Origin of the sequence: Bacillus sp. 179-C3.3 HS, assembly GCF_047229225.1 — a bacterium.
Lineage (GTDB): Bacteria > Bacillota > Bacilli > Bacillales > Bacillaceae > Bacillus.
The window spans coordinates 65,054-82,256 of the sequence record NZ_JBFEFT010000002.1; the positions used below are offsets into that span (position 1 = coordinate 65,054).

Sequence of the window (17,203 nt, forward strand, 5' to 3'; positions counted from 1 at the left end):
CCCCTCTTATCTCCCATTTACCCCTTTTCAATTTGTTGCCTATCTTCAAATATCGCACGACTTTATTGAATCTGTGACCTACCGTTGACTTCTTCTCGGTTGTAGAGGCTTTTTCGGGAGCTCTTCAAACACTTCATACCCAATTGATGTCATGTTGGACATCTAAATTACTCTATTTTAAGACCTTTTAAATACTCATAGAGGGCTTCAGCCTCTGAGTCATCCAATTTAGGGTACGTCCCCGTCATCTTATTACCCGGTTTAAAGCTTTCTGGATCTTTTAGCCATGTTTTCACATTTTCTTTGTTCATGTCTTTGATCCCAGCTACTTTCGTTCGTTCTCCAAAGGTTGCAAGGTTTGGTGCCGTCCTTGCTGCTTCTGGCCGTTCGTCTCCAGGTTCCACTGCGTGACAGCTTAAGCAGTTTTTCTCTTTAAATAGTTGTTCACCCTCTAAAGCTAAGTCTATAGTAGATGTTGGCTTTTGATAATCTGCCATTTTTTTCGTCCATCCTAAAAACTCATCTTGAGAAAGCGTTTTAACTTTAAAGTCCATTAAAGCATGTGATGGACCGCACAGCTCTGCACATTTCCCATAGAAATATTCACCTGCATTTTTTGTGCGTTTCGAATCAAATGTTAAATAGAATTTATTTTCATTGTCTGTATTTGTATCGATTTTACCACCAGCAGATGGAATCCAGAACGAGTGTTTCACATCTGATGCTTTTAGCTTAAAATATACTTTTTGATCTGTCGGTACAATCAATTCCTGACTCGTGACAATCCCGTAATCAGGGTATTCAAATTCCCACCAATATAAGCTAGCTCTTACATTTACAACAAGTGTTTTCTCTGGATCCCGCTTTTTCTTTTCCATCGCGCTTGTATCCCCTAATTCAAGCGTGTATGTGACAACAGGTACCACGAGAATGATGAGAAGAAGGATCGGTATCGCTGTCCATGTAATTTCTAGATTCCGGTTTCCTTCCACCTGTTTTGGTATGGTCTTTTCTCCCACTTTAGAACGTTTGAATTTAATGATGACGTAAAAGAAAATGATCGATACAACAATGACAACAAGAACCATAATGAGTGTACTCAATACCGTTAGGAAAAATTGTTTATCAGCTACTTCCCCAACTGGCTTGAGTGTAGATAAGTATGGTTCACCGCAGCCCGCCAAAACGAGCGACAGTATGAGAAACAGTGAATACACACGCCATTTTCTTATCATAATTTGTCCCAACCCCTTTTGCTTGATCTCCTTTGCCTTTCGCTTTTACTTCTAATTTATAAAATCACTTTTTACTCATCGACAACCCCCGCCCCTAATTAAAGCACTTACATTTCCTCTTTTCATAAAAAAATGATTTTTTTACTCAAAATACCATCTATGTATAAACAGAAAGCCGCCTAAATAGAACTGGATATCAGGCGGCTTTCATAGTTGTTAGAAATGTTGTGTTATAAGTTATAGCCTTAGTTGTGATGTGATCAAAGTGTATTTCAATCTAGAATAGTGTGATAATAATCATTGCAACGAAAAAGATGGTTAAATAGTTTAATGAATAGACGAACATGAGTGTTGCCCACTTCATGATATCTTTCATTTTAAAACCTATGAGGGCAATGACTAACCACCCTATGTTTAGCAGTGTGCCAAGCGCAACAATCGGCCATCCTAAATCACCTAAGAAAAATGGAAGCGGTAGAAGACATGCTGTCCATATGATGATTTGACGTTTTGTTACTTCAAACCCATAAACCACTGGAAGCATCGGAATGCCTGCTTTGCGGTAATCTTCCGTTTTCTTAATTGCCAGTGAGAGGAAATGCGGGATTTGCCAGATGAACATGATCATAAACAGCACCCAAGCTGTTGTATCAATTGTGCCAGTGACTGCTGTCCAACCGATTAATGGCGGAACGGCACCAGAAACACTTCCAATGACTGTATTAATCGTATAGTGACGTTTAGACCACATAGTGTAGAGAACAGCATACGTAAATACACCAATAAACCCAATCACTGCTGCGATGACGGTTGTCATGAGAAGCATAATGAGTCCAAGTACAACAAGCATTATGCCAAATACATACGCTTGCCCAGGCGTAATTTTACCAGTAACCGTCGGTCTGTTCTTTGTTCTTTCCATAACGATATCAATATCACGGTCAAACGCATTATTAATGGCGCATGAACCAGCAATGACAAGTGAAGAACCGATCATCGTTAACAAAACAATATCGAGATTCCCGAGGAAGCTCATATCTGTAAAGTAAAAAGCAAGCCACATTCCCGTAAATGTTGTAATAAAATTGGAATTGACGATGCCCATTTTAATGAGTGCAAGAAAATCTTCCCAAGCTGTTGTTTCTTCTATTTGTCCATGAAGAGCTGCTTCCGCGGCTGTTTTGGAATTTGCCAATGTGTATAACCTCCCTTGCCCAGGCCTTCAAACTTACAGGTGAAACAAAAAACACTATAACTCTATCATACAAGATAAAAGGCTGTAAAAAAACATCCTATTAAATAATAAACGACAATCTCGAAGTTATTTGTGAACTTTTCGTGAATTTATAGGATATCTTCGTTTGAGAAGGCGGCGCAAAATGAAATATTCTCTCCTCTATTTCTATCAGACTGTCAAAGAAAGATCAAGCACTCTAATTCTGTAAACTTTGTGAACTAACTTATCATTTTTTTGTGAACATTGGCCATTATGAATTGCCACAGAACAAGCATTTGGCTTACACTTGAGAACATGAGAGGTTTCTTTTGCATCATAGTTTTTTAGAGAAGGTGAAAATCATTTGATGAAATTTATTTTAAGACTATTGAGCGTTGTCACAACATTTGTGATGCTGATCGTTTTGATTGGCGGTGCGCTTGTCACTAAAACTGGTTCCGGTCTTGGTTGCGGAAGAGAATGGCCTCTTTGTCACGGCCGTTTCTTACCTGAAATGAACCCTGCTTCCATCATTGAATGGAGTCATCGGATGTCGACAGGTGTTTCAACCATTCTTGTTCTCGCACTTGCCATCTTATGCTGGAAGAAAATTAGTCCAGTTTTTCGTGAAACCAAATTTTTGGTGATCATGTCCATTATCTTTTTACTGCTTCAAGCACTGTTAGGTGCATTAGCAGTTGTATTTGGTTCTAACGCACTTGTGATGGCATTGCATTTCGGTATTTCTCTTATTTCCTTTGCTTCCATCCTATTGCTTGCCCTTTTAGTTTTTGAGGCGACCAAATCTGAAACGAAGCTGATGAAGCCGCTCCATATCGGCAAAACAATGCAGTTTCACATTTATGGATTAATTACGTATACGTATATCGTGGTGTATACGGGTGCGTATGTTAGACATACAAAATCAAGCTTAGCTTGTTCTGTATTCCCGCTTTGTTCAAAAGACGGCGCACTCCCGACTCATTTTACCCAATGGGTGCAAATGTCTCACAGAGCAGTGGCGATCCTATTATTCATCTGGATATTTATTGCCCTGTTCCATGCCATGAAGCATTATAAAGATCAAAAGCAACTATATTATGGATGGATCATTTCCGCCATTCTCATCACCCTTCAAGCCGTTTCAGGTGTGATGTCTGTATATTCTCAACTTGCACTTGGCTATGCGCTTGCACATTCGTTCTTTATTGCTTGCTTGTTTGGGATCCTTTGCTACTTCTGTCTACTCATTGCACGTTTTAAGTATGAAAGCAAGGAACCATTTAGATAAACCAACCCAATCCCCCTTTCATGTGAAAAGGGGGATTCTTTTATTGTTGTTTGGCTTTTTCAAATAATGCGATCGCTTCTTTACGTCGCATTTGATGATCCACTGTCGGTAGAGGATAAGTATCGCCAAGTAGGCAGCCCGTCTTTGTCTGTTCATCAAGTGGCATTTTACTCGGTTCGTGTATCCATTTCTCGCTAACATGCTTCAGTTCTGGTACATACCTTCGAATGAATTCTCCTTGTGGATCAAATCGTTTTGATTGAGTCATTGGATTAAAAATGCGGAAATACGGGACTGCATCTGTCCCAACTGATGCCGCCCACTGAAACCCTCCAATATTTGAAGCCTCATCATAATCCACTAGTTTTTTAGCGAAATACGCTTCGCCTTTTCTCCAATCAATGAAGTAATCCTTCGTTAAAAAAGAAGCTGTGACCATTCGCAAACGATTGTGCATCCAGCCTTCTTCATTTAACTGTCTCATCCCCGCATCAACGAGCGGAAATCCTGTTTTCCCTTGGCACCACGCTTCAAAAAGCGACTCATCTTCGTTCCACTCTATCCCTTGGAATGCAGCATTGATTTCCTTCTCTTTCATATCCGGATAATGGGCAAATATCATATGATAGAAGTCCCGCCATGCGAGCTCTTTCATAAATGTTTCCCTACCTTCATCGTCAAAAAGTTCCTCCTGCATGATGGCATGGAAGATCGTTCGAATAGAGATCGTCCCTGTTTTTAAGAATCTCGACAGCTTACTTGTGCCAAACAACGATGGAACATCACGTTGCACATGATACCTTTCCATCCTCTTTTGAATAAAGGCGCGAAGGGTTTTTGCCGCTTTTTCTTCACCAATTTGATCAAATCTCCTTGAACAGCGCTTGATGATCTCCCTCAGTTTAGTATCTCCCTTTTGTGAAAGTGCCTCATCACAAACGATGTGTTCACCATTGAAAAAGGGTGGATCAACTTTGATCACAGGCTGTTTCTCTTGTTTCCTCCATGAGTGATAATATGGTGTGAACACTTGATAATGGGTACCATCTGCCTTCATGACTTCTTTCGCCCCATGCAATTGTGTATCTTGCCACTTAGACACATGAATGCCCTTCTTTTCTAAGAAATCGGTCACTTGATCATCTCGTTTTTTTCCTATTCCTACTTGATCTTCATTGAAAAAGACAGCTTTGATATCGTAGTGACTCATCACTTGTCCGAAGGCAGAAATGACATCATCATGGAAAAGATGAACATATAAATGCGCGTTTCTCGCCTCTTTCACAAAGTGGGCCAAATTTTGAAAGAAATGTTCATGGTTTAAATCAAGCTCCATTTCTGTAAAATAAGGGTCCAAATGATAAAAAGCAAATAATTTGTAATGATGTTTTTTAGCATATGTCATCGCCTTTGACAGTGCGATATGATCATTCAATCTCATATCGCGACGAAACCAAATCACGACAATGTCCAACGTTCTTCACCTCATGTTATAGTGTAATCACTCTCACGATGGCTTGCACATTTTAATGCGCTCATAAAAAAGACACATCCCAAAGGATGTGTCTCGATCATTATTCAGGCTTTAAAACGATCAGCAAGTCACCAGTTTGAATGGCTTCCCCGTTGTTTACATGAATTTCATCGACAACCGCAGAGTATGGTGCTTGAACGGTTGTTTCCATTTTCATTGCTTCATTAATCATGAGCTGCTCACCTTGCGATACTTTCTGCCCCTTTTCAACGAGCAGTTTGATCACTGTGCCTGGCATCGATGCAGCAATATGTTGAGGATTGGTTCGGTCTGCCTTCATTTTTTCTTGTACGGAGGATTTGATGCTTTCATCCTTAATCACAACTTCGCGTGGTTGTCCATTTAACTCAAAGTAAAGGACTCTTGTCGCATTAGGATTCGGCTCTCCAATTGACACAAGTTTCACAATGAGGGTTTTCCCTTTTTCAATTTCCACTTCAATCTCTTCGCCCAGTCTCATTCCATAAAAGAATGTAGGTGTGTCGAGAACTGAAATGTCCCCATAACTTTCTGCTGTTTGTACAAATTCAGAAAAGACTTTTGGATATAATGCATATGCAATGGCATCTTTTTCTGACAATGTGAGATCATGTGATTCTTTAAACTGTTGCTTAATTTCGTTGAAGTCTACAGGTTCAAGCTTCTCACCAGGTCTCACTGTGATTGGCTCTTCCCCTTTTAAAATCAACTTTTGCAGTTTTTCTGGGAATCCGCCATGTGGCTGACCTAAGTAACCTTTAAATAGTTCAACAACAGAATCAGGGAAATCTAGGGATGCGCCTTTTTCATAAACATCCTCTTCCGTTAAATCATTTTGCACCATATAAAGTGCCATATCTCCAACTACTTTAGAAGATGGTGTGACTTTGACAATATCACCAAACATATCATTCACACGTCTATACATTTCCTTCACTTCGTTCCAGCGCTCACCAAGACCTACCCCTTTGGCCTGCTGTTGCAAGTTACTATACTGACCGCCTGGCATTTCATGCACATAAATTTCTGTATGTGGTGAGTTCATCCCACTTTCGAATTCATGATAATACTTTCTGACTGAATCCCAGTATTGAGATAAGCTTTCCACAGCTTGTACGTTCATGTCCGGCTTTCTTTCATGCCCATCTAATGCATAAAATAATGAGCTTGCACTTGGCTGAGACGTAAGGCCCGCCATAGAACTGACGGCAACATCGACAATATCAACACCGGCATCAATCGCTCTTGCATACGTAAATAGTCCATTTCCACTTGTATCATGCGTATGAAGGTGGATTGGAATGTTGAGTTGATCTTTTAATGCTGATACGAGCTCATACGCTGCCTGCGGCTTGAGTAAGCCCGCCATATCTTTAATCCCTAATATATGGGCGCCTGCACTTTCAAGCTCTTTCGCAAGAGACACATAATAATCAAGGCTATATTTAGAACGAGATGGATCTAGAATGTCTCCTGTATAACAGATTGCTGCCTCTGCTACTTTCCCTGATTCACGAACAGAATCAATCGCAAGTGTCATTCCTTTCACCCAGTTCAAGCTATCGAAGATACGGAATACATCAATGCCCGCTTCTGCCGATTCCTTTACAAATGCTTTAATCACATTATCTGCATAGTTGGTGTATCCTACAGCATTCGATGATCTTAAAAGCATTTGGAACAAAGTGTTTGGCACTTCTTGTCGAAGCTCCTTCAACCTTTCCCACGGATCTTCCTTTAAGAAACGATACGCCACATCGAATGTAGCCCCGCCCCACATCTCCATACTGAATAGCTCTGGCCATAATCCTGCAGTTGGTTGTGCAATTTTCTTTAAATCATGCGTTCTGAATCGAGTCGCAAGAAGAGATTGATGTGCATCTCTAAAGGTTGTATCTGTTAATAAAACCTGCTTTTGATCTTTCACCCATTGAGCGAGCCCTTCAGGCCCATGTGTATCTAATAGCTGTTTTGTTCCCGTTGCCATTTGTTCATGAACAGGTAGCTTTGGTACATTCGGTGTGTCAAAAAGAGGTTTATTTTTCTCCGCAATCCCAGGAAATCCGTTTACGGTAACGTTACCAATATAAGTCAACATTTTTGTTCCACGGTCTTTTTGCTTCGGGAAATTAAATAGTTCTGGTGTGGAATCAATAAACGATGTATCATATTCGCCTTTGAGGAATTTCTCATGCTTTGCAACGTTTTCTAGGAATGGAATGTTCGTTTTAATACCGCGAATCCTAAACTCCTGTAAATTACGAACCATTTTAGCTGCAGCTTGATCAAAAGTGAGTGCCCACGTGGACAGCTTGACCAACAATGAATCGTAATAAGGTGTAATCACCGCTCCTTGAAAGCTATTTCCTGTATCAAGACGAACACCAAATCCTCCACCTGAACGATACGCCATTATTTTCCCAGTATCTGGCATGAAGTCATTTAAAGGATCTTCCGTTGTCACCCTCGATTGAATGGCATAGCCATGTGTGAAGATATCCTCTTGCTTCGGTATCCCCACTTCCTTGCCATGAAGGTCGTACCCTTTAGCCACTAGAATTTGCGTTTGAACAATATCTACACCTGTAATCATTTCTGTAATAGTATGTTCTACCTGAACTCTAGGGTTTACTTCAATAAAGTAAAATTCATTATTCGCAACTAAGAACTCGACAGTCCCAGCATTGATATAGGACACATTTCGAGCTAGCTTGACAGCTGCTTCACATATGTCTTCACGTAATTGTTCTGGTAGCGAGACACTTGGTGCAACTTCGATGACCTTTTGGTGACGTCTTTGTACTGAGCAATCTCGTTCATATAAATGGACGATATTCCCATGATTGTCACCAATCACCTGCACTTCAATATGCTTCGGATTTTCGATTAGCTTTTCGACATATACCTCGTCATTTCCAAAAGCAGCTTTTGCCTCTGATTTTGCACGATCATACGCTTCGTGAAGCTCTTCTTTCGTTCTGACAATCCGCATGCCTCGTCCGCCGCCGCCAAGTGACGCTTTAATAATAAACGGATAACCGTATGCTTCACCGAATTTTTCGACTTCTTCAACGGAATCAACTGGCCCATCACTTCCAGGTATGACAGGAATCCCAGCCTTCTTTGCTTCATCTCTCGCCTTTACTTTATCCCCAAACATATCTAAGTGTTGAGATGTCGGACCGATAAATTGAATGCCTTCCTCTTCACATCGTCTTGCAAAATGAATGTTTTCGGATAAAAATCCGTATCCTGGATGAATGGCATCCACGTCATGTCGTTTTGCAATTTCAATAATCCCCTCGATATCGAGGTAGGCATCAATTGGTTTTTTCCCTTCTCCAACTAAATATGCTTCATCCGCTTTATAGCGATGGTAAGAGCCTGAGTCTTCTTTGGAGTAAATGGCCACTGTACGTAGATTTAACTCCGTACACGCTCTGAAGACTCTGATAGCTATTTCCCCTCTGTTTGCAACTAGAACTTTCTGAATGGTTCTCTGTGACATTCCCACTCCTCCATATCCCTAAAAATTTATATTCCTCTATCATAAAGGAAGAAATGAAAACTGTACACTTTTGTTTTCTAAAGATTCAATGTTTTCTGTAATCCATTTTTTTGAATCGCTGGTTGACTGATTGTTTTTTTCTTTTTAAACCGTTCTTTATATTCAGTCATCATGCTAATATTTAGCAATATCCCCATACTTAAGCTAAGTAAAATGATCGATGATCCCCCGTAGCTGATAAATGGAAGCGTCACCCCTGTGATTGGAATGAGACCTGAAACCCCGCCTAAATTAATACAAGTTTGGATCGCAATCATCGAAGATATGCCGATCGCAAGTAAACTTCCAAATGGATCACCACATTTTCTTGCAATGTAAAATCCTTTTATCACAATGAAGCCTAGTAAAGCCAGTACAAAAAACACACCGAAAAAGCCAAGTTCCTCTGAAATAATCGCCATGATAAAGTCTGTGTGCGATTCTGGGAGATATCCATACTTTTGCACACTTTCACCAAGACCAAGCCCAAAAAAACCACCTGATCCAATGGCATAATACGAATTGATCAATTGATGTCCTGTCGCAGCTGCATCTTTAAAAGGATCTTGAAAACTTTCAAAACGTCCAAGTCGATTTTGCGTGAAAATTTTATCCCAAAACAGAATAATAAACGGCGTCACAATGACCATCACCGCGCTAAATAGCCCTAACAGCTTTGCGAGTGTTTTGCCGCTAAAACCTGAGCATAAAATCATCGCAAGCGCAATCATGCCAATGATAAAGGCCGTCCCATAGTCAGGCTGCAAAATGATGAATCCACATAAAATGGAGACAATGACAATTGGAGGTGTTACCCCTCTTAAAATATGATCGATATAATGCTGCTTTTTGGCATAAACAGCAGCTAGATAAATGATGACGACAATCTTGACAAACTCTGCTGGCTGAATGCCAAAAGGGCCGATTTTGATCCAACTTCTTGCATTTCCCGCGATGTGACCACCAAAGTACACATAAATGAGTGAAAAAACAGTCAAGATCAGCATCACAATTTGAAACCTTTTACCAGAAAGCAACTGGTACGGGATAAGTGCTGTAAAGACTAAGAGTACTGCCCCAATGATCATAAATAAAAGCTGTTTCTTAAAAAAATTATCTGGTGCAGCCTCGAATCTAATGACAGATGTAATCATACTTGAGCTATATACCATCACTAAACCGAATGCGCTTAGTAATAAAATAGCGAACAATAATGAGTAGTCATACGATTTTAGCATTCTCTTTAACATATAATCCTCTTCCTAACGTCTGTTTCTACTGTTGTGTATCCTCTCAGCTGCTTTTATTTTACTACATTTTCTCCGTTTGATCTCGTTTTACCTCTTTTATATTGTTCGTCATTCATGAAATGATCAAGTCCGTTCAGGTTCCAATTGTTCAAAATAAAAATGAGACAAAAAAACCCAAACTTTGATTGTGGAAGTTTGAGTTTTCAATCATTATTTTTTTGTGAACGCATCATGAAGTGCGGAGAGCTCTCTCTCTAGTTTATCGAGTAGTTTCTTGCCTTCATGTTGATCAACCAATCCAAGTCGGACAGCAAAATCAATTTCTCTTGATAATCCGAACATTTGAGTATCTAAAACCTCTTCATAAAGAGGACATTGCGGCATCGTTAAGTTGTCCATTTGCACTTGGATTAATTTTAAAATTTTATCTGCATCCAATTTTAATAAAGCAAGTGCTTTTTGCCGATGATCGACTAGAATTTCTGACGCCAAAAGTATCCCTCCGTTCCCCAGGCGAGTACCTAATTCTTCTATTTATCATATAGTGAAACGCCCAAAATTGCAAGCAGATTTGTGCAGTTCTCCTTGTAAAAATGAATTGAAACGTTCATATGTTAGAAGATGCTCATCTCATATTTTTCACTCATGAGTTCAAGTAACTTAATCCCTGCGATGCTATTCCCTTTTTCATCCAACGAAGGACCAAAGATCCCGATCCCGAAATCATATGGGGCCACTCCCATAATGCCCCCGGATACGCCGCTTTTCGCAGGTATTCCAATATTAATGGCAAATTCCCCGCTCGCATTGTACATACCACACGTCACCATAAAGGTTTTACAAATTCTAGCGACATCTTTAGAGAGAACCTGTTTCCCTGTTTCAGGATGCCTTCCATCCAATGAAAACACACAAGCGATTTTTGCGAGATCTAAGCTATTCATCATTACCGCACATTGCTTTGTGTATAAATCCATCACCTCTTCCACTTGTCCTTCAATGATATGATATTGTTTCATATAATAGCACATTGCACGGTTAATCATGGATGTTTCAAATTCTGATGATGCCGTTTCCTGACTATATGTAATCGATTGATCATTCGCCAGTTCTCGAATAAATGTTAACAGACGATTGAGCCGATCTTGCGGTGTTGCTCCCCTGATTAAACTCGTTACAGCCAGTGCTCCTGCATTAATCATTGGATTAAGCGGTTTATTCGGACTAGCTGTTTCAAGCTTAATCATCGAATTAAAGGGATCTCCAGTTGGTTCTTGTCCAACATATTGAAACACCTTTTTCGGTCCTTCCTCTGATAAGACAAGTGCCAGCGATAGCACTTTTGAAATGCTTTGCAAGGTAAAACGCTTATCCACATCCCCTGCCGATTGACACGTATTACTCACATGATAAACAGCAACGGACAAATCCGTTTCAACTGCTTTACCGAGTGCTGGAATATAGGATGAAACCTTCCCATCTTTCGCCACTTTCCTTGCCTCTTCTACAAAACGCTGAAGCTCTTCATTGTCACGACATGCCATACCAATTATCCTCCCTACATTTCATGTAAGTTTAGTGTGTACAAGGACAAGCATGTTTATGAAAGTGACAAAGCGGTGAAAAACTTCTATAATTTATTTGGGAAAGGGGTTGTCCGACAAATGAGTATTATTCAAATTAAGGGGAACGTACGTTACAACATCACCATTGATCCTAGCGTGTGGATTTTCGATGACCGCAAGTTTTTAATGGATTCATTTTTTGAAGAGAAAGACTTACATGACACAGAGAAGGTCGATCATGAGCTTGACCAAGAGCGTGTCATTAGAGAAGGTCAAACACTTCCACCTACGTTAAAGACAGAAAAAAAGTATGAAAAAGAAAGACTCGTAACAGGAAGCTTTGGTATGAAACTTTCAGACATGCTGAACAATGCCGAACCACTAGAAGATGCGAACACTTGTGAATTTGTCACAGAAACTGAAACGTTTGCCGTTCCACTCGCAACAGCGATGGAAAGCATCGCCCATTTCAGTCAAAATGGGAAGCCTATCACAGAGGAAGGACCCATCCATGTCTATTTTGAGGATCGGTCCAATTTGACTCACCCAATAAAAGGTGTGAAAGAAATCATCATTACATAAGTGGAGGGTCTGGACTACAATAAGTCAGCTGCAAGCTGTGCAAGTCCAGACCTTTCTCCTTTGACAAGCTTGACATGTCCAGATATTTGCTGCCCTTTAAAGCGCTCAATGACATAAGTTAACCCATTATTTAAGCTATCTAAATAAGGATGATCAATTTGCTCTGGATCTCCCATCAGCACAATTTTACTACCCTCTCCAACTCGTGTTAACAATGTTTTCACTTCGTGTTTAGTTAAGTTTTGTGCCTCATCTATGATAATAAATTGATCTGGTATACTTCTTCCGCGAATATACGTTAAGGCTTCCACTTGAATCGACCCAATCCCAGCCAGTATCGCATCGAGTTCACCTGGTTTTTTTGTATTAAATAAAAATTCAAGATTGTCAAAAATCGGCTGCATCCACGGTCTTAGCTTCTCTTCTTTTTCTCCAGGTAAGTAGCCTAAATCCTTCCCAACTGGAACGATGGAACGGGCGACGATGAGTTTTTTATACATGCCGAGATCCTCTGTTTGCATCAGTCCTGCGGCAAGTGCAAGCAAGGTTTTGCCTGTTCCCGCTTTGCCAATGAGTGTCACAAGCGGAATATCTCGACGCAAAAGCAGTTCTAACGCCATGGTCTGCTGAACATTCTTTGGACGAATTCCCCAAATATGTTCTTGATCATAAATGAGCCGTTTGATTTGTTCTGCTTTTTGATCAAGCATTCCTAATGCAGAACCACCTTCATTTCCCTTCATAATGAGGAACTGATTAGGATGTAGCGGTGTATTCAAAACGTCTTTTACTTGCAATTGATTTTGTTTATAAAACGTATTTAATTGCTCTGTCGGAATATACAGTTCGTGAAAGCCATTATCTATATCATCACTTTGCAGCACCCGATCACTTAAATAATCCTCCGCCTGTAGCCCAATGGCATCAGCCTTTACCCGTACCAAGACATCCTTACTGACCAAGATGACCGGTCTACCATATGGCTTCGTGTCTTCCTCTAAGCTTAAATTTTTTGCTACAGCTAAAATACGATTATCATTGGTTTTTTCGATAAAGATTTCTTGTAGTTCATGGAAAGAACGATGATTCAGCTCGATTCGCAGCGTGCCCTTCGACTCTAGCGTGATCTTCTCATGGAGTTTGCCTTTCGCACGCAAGCCGTCGATGAACCGTGAGACGCGCCGTGCGTTTTGCCCCACCTCGTCCATATATCTTTTTTTCGAGTCTACTTCTTCTAACACAACGGCCGGTATCACGACCTCGTTGTCTTCAAATGAAAAGATTGAATTCGGATCCTGTAATAATACATTTGTATCTAATACATAAATTTTACTCAGGTCCTTCGCCTCCTGATTGGGGTTTCATTCCATCCTTGTCTTTCCAAAACGATTGTTAAAATATATGTTTTCATGAATAAAGTTAGAAGGTTAATTCAACAATAAAATAAATCAAGTAGCTTGAGAAGGAGGGAATACAAATGCGTCTTATATTTACTTTACTCATGATTCAAACGATTTTGTTAGGCGCTTGTCAGCAACAGGAAAAACCTGAAGCGATCGACAAACAGGATGGACAAAAGCACATCGTCCGAGTATCAGACTCAACGAAGAAGAACACCAACCAAACACGCCCATCAGCAGATGTCGCGCAGCACCTCGTGAACGTCACAGAACATGTAGCCGATGTCAACGATGCAACAGCCATTGTCATTGGCCCATATGCTGTCGTTGGGATTGATGTGAAAGACGATTTAGATAGAAGCAAAGTGGAAACCATTAAATATTCGGTCGCAAAAGCACTGAAAAATGACCCCCAAGGTGCAAATGCGGTTGTAGTCGCTGACCCAGATACAGTGAGTCGCTTAAAACAAATGGGGAAAGAAATTCAAGCAGGCCGCCCTATCAGTGGAATAATGGACGAACTTGCTGCCATAGTCGGACGCGTGATGCCAGAGATGCCTCATAATGAAATCAATCATGAACAAGACCCGACAAACACACCAGATGATCAACTCCAACAACATGACCAAAAACAGTTAGAAAAACAACAAAACGATCAATCAAACCATCATATGAATCAGAAGAAATAATGAGAACGGCTTATATCTCCTTTGATATAAGCCTTTTTCATCTAGAGCATTTTTAAAAGGCATTGAAAACATGCTATAATCAATCCATAAAGTGAGGTGAAAATAGTGAGAGTAAAGTGCTCGTTATGTGAGAAGCTTGAAACAATTGATGATGATACTCTAGTTGCTAAACGGTTAAGAAATCGACCGATTCATACATATATGTGCGATGATTGCCAAGAAAGAATTAAAGAAAAAACAGAAGCACGCATAAAAACTGGCAGATTTTCTCTTTATCAAGATCCTAATATGAAAGAGAAAAAGAAGAAAAAAGGAAAAAATGAATTAAAAACATAAAAAAGACCTGATCATGTGTCAGGTCTTTTTTACGTATTGACTGTTCCTTCTTTTTTTGCACGATGCAACCGAATTTTATAAATAATCAAAATGGCCGCGGCCACAACAAGACCTTCTGCGACTGGCAAGAAGATGCCTAAAAATGTAAGAAACGTGCAACCAAAAATCAAAAACAAATAAATAATGAGTGCCTTTAAAATCGGTAATCGTCTAGCAAACCCGAGCTTAAAAACAATAATCGCTAAAACAAGGATGGTGCCATAAAGGAGCCACATCCCCGTTTGCGGCTGCACATCCACGCGAAACAGCATCGCGAAAAAAGATAGATTTTCACTTACTTCCTGATCATTCAAAAAGATTCCCTCCCCCATGTCTTTAAGGGTTCTATCTTTTTAATTCTTCACGGAATTAAGATAATCCTGCTAACTTTTTCTTTTTAGCAGCTTTCTCACGTTCATTTTTATCTAAAATTTTCTTTCTTAGACGAATGGACTCTGGTGTAACCTCACAGTATTCGTCTTCATTTAGATACTCAAGAGATTCCTCAAGTGACATGATACGTGGCTTTTTCATACTCACAGTTTGATCTTTTGTAGCTGAACGTACGTTTGTTTGTTGCTTCATACGGCTCACGTTCACCACAAGATCGTTCTCACGGTTATGCTCACCAACAATCATCCCTTGATATACTTCCGTACCTGGCTCAACGAAGATCACACCACGCTCTTCTACACCTTGGATTCCGTACGCAGTTGCTTTCCCTGTTTCCATTGAAACAAGTACTCCTTGACGGCGTCCACCAACTTGACCAGACTGCATCGGCTGATAACTGTCAAATGTATGGTTCAAAATACCAAAACCACGAGTTAATGAAAGAAATTCAGTTGTATATCCGATTAACCCACGTGAAGGAACAGTAAAGGTCAGGCGAACTTGACCATTCCCGTTGTTGATCATGTCAATCATTTCACCTTTTCTTTCTCCCATTGATTCCATAACAGAACCAGTATGCTCTTCTGGAACATCAATTTGTACACGCTCTACAGGTTCGCAACGAACACCATCCACTTCTTTTACAATAACTTCTGGCTTCGATACTTGTAATTCAAAACCTTCACGTCTCATATTCTCAATGAGAATCGATAAATGAAGCTCTCCGCGACCAGATACGACCCATGCGTCAGGTGAAGCTGTTGGATCTACGCGAAGACTTACATCTGTTTGTAGTTGTTGTTCAAGACGTTCTTCAATTTTACGTGATGTCACATATTTCCCTTCGCGACCAGCAAACGGACTATTATTAACAACAAACGTCATTTGAAGAGTCGGTTCATCAATACGAAGGATTGGCAGTGCCTCTTGATGTTCTACTGGACAAACTGTTTCACCTACGTTGATGTCTTCCATACCAGAAACGGCGACAAGGTCCCCAGCTTTCGCTTCGTCGATTTCCACTCGTTTTAATCCTTGGAACCCAAAGATCTTCGTCACGCGGAATTGTTTGACCGAACCATCAATTTTCATTAAGGCTACATGCTGTCCTACTTGCATCGTCCCTCTAAATACACGGCCGATCCCAATTCTTCCGACATAATCATTGTAATCAAGAAGTGCAACTTGGAATTGAAGCGGTTCATCCTGATTGTCGATTGGACTTGGAATGTGATTCAAAATCGCTTCATATAATGCTTCCATGTTTTCATCTTGCTTACTTGGATCATTACTTGCTGTACCATTAATTCCTGATGCATACACAACTGGGAATTCGAGTTGTTCTTCTGTTGCATCCAATTCAATGAACAAATCAATCACTTCATCGACCACTTCAGCAGGACGAGCAAAGTCGCGGTCAATTTTATTGACGACAACAATTGGTGTAATCTTTTGCTCAAGCGCCTTTTTTAATACAAAACGCGTTTGTGGCATACAGCCTTCATAAGCATCTACTACAAGAAGGACACCATCTACCATTTTCATGATACGCTCTACCTCACCACCGAAGTCGGCGTGTCCAGGGGTATCTAAAATATTGATGCGCGTATCTTTATAATTAATCGCAGTATTTTTAGCTAAAATCGTAATACCGCGTTCACGTTCTATGTCATTAGAATCCATAGCTCTCTCAGCGATATTTTCATTCGAACGGAACGTACCAGCTTGATGGAGCAATTGGTCTACAAGTGTCGTTTTACCATGGTCAACGTGTGCAATAATTGCAATGTTGCGAAGGTCTTTTCGAAGTTTCACATTTTCATCTCCTAAAATAATTAGATAACTTACACATTATATCACAATCCCCTTTAAATGCCGATCGTTTTTCTGTAAACTTATATTATCTTTAAAAAGGGGATGAAGATAATGAAACAAATCAAATGGCTTCTATTATTATGTGCATTACTTGCAGTCGCCAGCATTGCGTTTATTGGCGTATTTGTCGCCGAAAAAAGTGTACCTGGGACATGCATTAGCATTGTACTCGCCATGATTTTCATGGCTACAGGATTTACATTAAAAAGAAAATTAAACGTGTCATTATAATTTTTTTACCAAAGCCTTTTACATTCTACATGTAAAAGGCT

15 protein-coding genes are annotated in these 17,203 nt (G+C 40.1%); 5 read left to right on the plus strand and 10 right to left on the minus strand.

Features of this window, described 5'->3' with window-relative positions; translation table 11 throughout:
• Positions 1-167 precede the first annotated feature (167 nt).
• Together coxB and cyoE are read right to left on the minus strand one after the other, a co-directional pair.
• Positions 168-1,235: a cytochrome c oxidase subunit II gene (gene coxB, locus AB1K80_RS02015; RefSeq protein ID WP_412854950.1), complete on the minus strand. Its 1,068-nt coding sequence runs from the start codon at positions 1,233-1,235 to the stop codon at positions 168-170.
• Between the two features lie 277 nt (positions 1,236-1,512).
• Entirely contained in the window at positions 1,513-2,430 is a 918-nt protein-coding gene (cyoE, locus tag AB1K80_RS02020; RefSeq protein WP_412854951.1) for a heme o synthase, read from the minus strand.
• A 388-nt stretch (positions 2,431-2,818) separates the two neighbouring features.
• Here cyoE and AB1K80_RS02025 point away from each other — a divergent pair, with 388 nt between their 5' ends.
• A complete protein-coding gene (locus AB1K80_RS02025) occupies positions 2,819-3,742 on the plus strand; it encodes a COX15/CtaA family protein (RefSeq protein ID WP_412854952.1) in 924 nt (307 codons plus the stop codon).
• Between the two features lie 40 nt (positions 3,743-3,782).
• Here the strand turns inward: AB1K80_RS02025 and AB1K80_RS02030 are convergent, their stop codons facing one another.
• From AB1K80_RS02030 to glsA, 5 genes are all read right to left on the minus strand, one after another.
• Complete coding sequence (locus AB1K80_RS02030; RefSeq protein ID WP_412854953.1) at positions 3,783-5,216, minus strand: cryptochrome/photolyase family protein; 1,434 nt, start codon at positions 5,214-5,216, stop codon at positions 3,783-3,785.
• Between the two features lie 100 nt (positions 5,217-5,316).
• The gene (gene pyc / locus AB1K80_RS02035) at positions 5,317-8,763 is read right to left on the minus strand and encodes a pyruvate carboxylase (protein ID WP_412854954.1); all 3,447 of its coding nucleotides are present in this window, start codon (positions 8,761-8,763) and stop codon (positions 5,317-5,319) included.
• Between the two features lie 77 nt (positions 8,764-8,840).
• Positions 8,841-10,052 (minus strand): putative lipid II flippase FtsW, encoded by a 1,212-nt coding sequence (ftsW, locus tag AB1K80_RS02040; RefSeq protein ID WP_412854955.1) that lies wholly within the window; start codon positions 10,050-10,052, stop codon positions 8,841-8,843.
• 210 nt (positions 10,053-10,262) lie between these two features.
• Positions 10,263-10,544, minus strand: coding sequence for a YlaN family protein (locus tag AB1K80_RS02045; RefSeq protein ID WP_003212509.1), 282 nt, complete (start codon positions 10,542-10,544; stop codon positions 10,263-10,265).
• Between the two features lie 122 nt (positions 10,545-10,666).
• The gene (glsA, locus tag AB1K80_RS02050) at positions 10,667-11,596 is read right to left on the minus strand and encodes a glutaminase A (RefSeq protein WP_412854956.1); all 930 of its coding nucleotides are present in this window, start codon (positions 11,594-11,596) and stop codon (positions 10,667-10,669) included.
• A 120-nt stretch (positions 11,597-11,716) separates the two neighbouring features.
• Between glsA and AB1K80_RS02055 the strand changes: the two genes are divergently transcribed.
• Positions 11,717-12,199, plus strand: coding sequence for a peptidyl-prolyl cis-trans isomerase (locus tag AB1K80_RS02055; RefSeq protein ID WP_412854957.1), 483 nt, complete (start codon positions 11,717-11,719; stop codon positions 12,197-12,199).
• A gap of 14 nt (positions 12,200-12,213) precedes the next feature.
• On the opposite strand, the gene AB1K80_RS02060 is transcribed toward AB1K80_RS02055, so the two are convergent.
• Entirely contained in the window at positions 12,214-13,536 is a 1,323-nt protein-coding gene (locus AB1K80_RS02060) for a PhoH family protein (RefSeq protein WP_412855147.1), read from the minus strand.
• 140 nt (positions 13,537-13,676) lie between these two features.
• Between AB1K80_RS02060 and AB1K80_RS02065 the strand changes: the two genes are divergently transcribed.
• The gene (locus AB1K80_RS02065; protein WP_412854958.1) at positions 13,677-14,288 is read left to right on the plus strand and encodes a YhcN/YlaJ family sporulation lipoprotein; all 612 of its coding nucleotides are present in this window, start codon (positions 13,677-13,679) and stop codon (positions 14,286-14,288) included.
• Positions 14,289-14,393: 105 nt separating this feature from the next.
• Positions 14,394-14,624, plus strand: a complete 231-nt coding sequence (locus AB1K80_RS02070) for a YlaI family protein (RefSeq protein WP_412854959.1) — start codon at positions 14,394-14,396, stop codon at positions 14,622-14,624.
• Between the two features lie 29 nt (positions 14,625-14,653).
• Here the strand turns inward: AB1K80_RS02070 and AB1K80_RS02075 are convergent, their stop codons facing one another.
• On the minus strand, positions 14,654-14,935 hold the full coding sequence (locus tag AB1K80_RS02075) for a YlaH-like family protein (protein ID WP_412855148.1): 282 nt from the start codon (positions 14,933-14,935) through the stop codon (positions 14,654-14,656).
• Positions 14,936-15,032: 97 nt separating this feature from the next.
• The gene (gene typA / locus AB1K80_RS02080) at positions 15,033-16,871 is read right to left on the minus strand and encodes a translational GTPase TypA (protein WP_412854960.1); all 1,839 of its coding nucleotides are present in this window, start codon (positions 16,869-16,871) and stop codon (positions 15,033-15,035) included.
• Positions 16,872-16,982: 111 nt separating this feature from the next.
• On the opposite strand from typA, the gene AB1K80_RS02085 reads away from it, so the two are divergent.
• Positions 16,983-17,162, plus strand: a complete 180-nt coding sequence (locus tag AB1K80_RS02085; RefSeq protein ID WP_412854961.1) for a DUF5325 family protein — start codon at positions 16,983-16,985, stop codon at positions 17,160-17,162.
• Positions 17,163-17,203 lie beyond the last annotated feature (41 nt).